The organism is Streptococcus sp., assembly GCF_032481935.1.
In the GTDB taxonomy this organism is placed as follows: Bacteria; Bacillota; Bacilli; order Lactobacillales; family Streptococcaceae; genus Streptococcus.
In genome coordinates this window covers 1-2551 of the sequence record NZ_JAWERU010000084.1, presented here as the reverse complement: position 1 = coordinate 2551, position 2551 = coordinate 1, and the positions used below count along the sequence as shown (strand labels likewise).

The window sequence follows — 2551 nt, the reverse complement described above, 5'->3', positions numbered from 1 at the left end:
CTTATTTCCTCCTTATCATTATTATATAGCAATTTAGATATAAAAGCAATTTCATTCTATAAATTGGAGAATTAGTTTTATTTCTACTGAATCTCCCATCTACTTATTCCTAAAGTTGCTTTCATTTGCCTCTTTTGATACACTTAAACTATGAATACAAATCTCAAACCCAAACTTCAGCGTTTTGCTTCTGTGACTGCCTTTGCCTGTCCTAACTGTCAAGAAAATCTAACTCTGGTAGAGAGCGGTCTCAAATGTAGCAACCGCCATTCTTTTGACCTAGCAAAATTCGGCTATGTCAATCTAGCCCCTCAAATCAAGCAATCCGCCAACTACGACAAGGAAAATTTCCAAAATCGTCAACAAATCCTAGAAGCTGGATTTTATCAGGCTATTTTAGAAGATATTTCGGACTTGCTAGCAAATTCAGAAACTAGCACCACAGTCTTAGATGTCGGTTGTGGCGAGGGCTTCTACTCTCGTAAACTCCAAGAAAGCCATCCTGACAAAACCTTCTATGCCTTTGATATTTCCAAAGATTCTGTCCAAATCGCTGCCAAGAGCGAACCCAACTGGGCAGTCAATTGGTTCGTTGGTGACTTGGCTCGTCTTCCTATAAAAGACGCTAGCATGGATATCTTACTTGATATCTTTTCCCCTGCCAACTATGGAGAATTTCGTCGCGTTTTATCCAAAGACGGCATCTTGATAAAGGTTATTCCAACTGAAAATCACCTCAAGGAAATCCGTCAGAAGGTACAAGACCAGCTGACAAACAAGGATTATTCTAACCAAGATATCAAAAATCATTTCCAAGAACACTTTACCATCCTATCTAGTCAAACTGCCTCTCTGACTAAAACTATCACAGCAGAACAGCTCCAAGCCCTACTCAGTATGACTCCTCTCCTCTTTCACATCGACCAGAGCAAGATTGACTGGAGCCAACTGACAGAGATTACTATTGAAGCAGAGATTCTAGTTGGGAGAGCATTCTAAACTAGACTTCCCAAAGGTATAAAACTTACCGAAAATCTTCAATATTACGAAAACGCATAAGAACAGGTACACAAACCTTAATCCTATGCGTTTTGTTATGCAAAAATCGCTGGAGTTTCTATACACATTAAGAGGAAATCTTTGAAACCAGTTCTTTTAATAACCATTGAATACCATATAGCACATTTACCCCAAATATGATATAGGCCGTATAAATCAAGTATTTCGATTTTTCCCGCCTTAAAGAATAGATCTTGTACAAGATAAACAAATTTAAAATAATAAATAATAGAGACAAAATCTTCCCTCCAAAATCAATCCTAAACGTACACCGTCAAGCATAGCTCTAATCTTTATTTTCGATTCGAGATAACAAACTTATCAATAAATAGTAAGTGAAATAAGGTAAGTACAGACCCCCAGAAACTACCTCGAAGAGAGATTTCTTGATGATTGAGAGGAAACAAATCATGGTTACCTATATAGAGGCATGTCAAAATAACAAATACAATCCAAAATAAATCAGTCCATCTATATTTTGAAAAATATTTTTTAACATAATAGCACATTTTCTTGACTACAATAACATTATATGATAAAATGTAAGCGAATACAAATAAAAGGAGGATTGATCTTATGAATGAAAAAAACCGTACATATTTTATTTGTGCAAGTATTATTATTTCATCTATAATTTTGGGACTCTTTATTTATAAAGGAATTTATGACGGATTTGACGTTTTGGGTCAATTTATAAACGATGGCCTCAGGGTAATTAGTAGTAATATTAGTAATATTGGTAGTAGTAGTATTAGGTAGTTAATAGTAATAGAATTCAAATAAAAAACGGTAATTTTGAACTGCACCCCAAAAGTTAGACAGAAAAAATCTAACTTTTGGGGTGTTTTATTATGAAATTAACTTATAATGATAAAGTTCAGATCTATGAACTTAGAAAACAAGGATATAGCTTAGAGAAGCTTTCAAATAAATTTGGGATAAACAATTCTAATATTAGGTACATGATTAAATTGATTGATCGTTACGGAATAGAGTTCGTCAAAAAAGGAAAAAATCGTTACTATTCTCCTGAATTAAAACAAGAAATGATTGATAAAGTCCTACATGAAAACTGGTCTCAAGATAGAGTTTCTCTCGAATATGCTCTTCCAAATTGGATGGCACAATACAAGAAAAACGGGTATACTATTGTTGAGAAAACAAGAGGGAGAGTACCTAAAATGGGACGTAAGCCAAAAACGAGACCTGAAGAGAGGACAGAATTAGAACGTCTTCAAGCAGAAAATGAGTACCTGAGAGCGGAGAATGACATTCTAAAAAAGTTGAGAGAACTCCGATTGAAGGAGGAAAAAGAGAAAGAAGAAAGACAGAAATTGTTCAAGAATTAATGACTGAGTTTTCGTTAGATATTCTTCTAAAAGCCATTAAACTAGCTCGTTCGACCTACTACTATCATTTGAAACAGCTAGACAAACCAGATAAGGATCAAAAGCTTAAAACTGAAATTCAAGCTATTTTTACCGAACACAAA

At 34.6% G+C, this 2551-nt stretch carries 3 protein-coding genes and 1 pseudogene; 3 read left to right on the top strand and 1 reads right to left on the bottom strand.

Features of this window, described 5'->3' with window-relative positions; genetic code table 11:
• Nucleotides 1–150 precede the first annotated feature (150 nt).
• Nucleotides 151–999 carry a methyltransferase domain-containing protein gene (locus E7C97_RS09335; protein ID WP_316109045.1) on the top strand — a complete coding sequence of 283 codons (849 nt, stop codon included), beginning with the start codon at nucleotides 151–153 and terminating at the stop codon, nucleotides 997–999.
• 353 nt (nucleotides 1000–1352) lie between these two features.
• On the opposite strand, the gene E7C97_RS09330 is transcribed toward E7C97_RS09335, so the two are convergent.
• On the bottom strand, nucleotides 1353–1568 hold the full coding sequence (locus tag E7C97_RS09330) for a hypothetical protein (RefSeq protein ID WP_316109044.1): 216 nt from the start codon (nucleotides 1566–1568) through the stop codon (nucleotides 1353–1355).
• 67 nt (nucleotides 1569–1635) lie between these two features.
• On the opposite strand from E7C97_RS09330, the gene E7C97_RS09325 reads away from it, so the two are divergent.
• Together E7C97_RS09325 and E7C97_RS09320 are read left to right on the top strand one after the other, a co-directional pair.
• Entirely contained in the window at nucleotides 1636–1818 is a 183-nt protein-coding gene (locus E7C97_RS09325) for a hypothetical protein (RefSeq protein ID WP_316109042.1), read from the top strand.
• A 92-nt stretch (nucleotides 1819–1910) separates the two neighbouring features.
• Nucleotides 1911–2551, top strand: a pseudogene (locus E7C97_RS09320) (IS3 family transposase); the annotation flags it as partial.

Bases quoted from the DNA above. Each gene is read 5' to 3' on its own strand.
- E7C97_RS09335 (WP_316109045.1), top strand. From the start codon at position 151: ATGAATACAAATCTCAAACCCAAACTTCAGCGTTTTGCTTCTGTGACT.
- E7C97_RS09330 (WP_316109044.1), bottom strand. From the start codon at position 1,568: ATGTGCTATTATGTTAAAAAATATTTTTCAAAATATAGATGGACTGAT.
- E7C97_RS09325 (WP_316109042.1), top strand. From the start codon at position 1,636: ATGAATGAAAAAAACCGTACATATTTTATTTGTGCAAGTATTATTATT.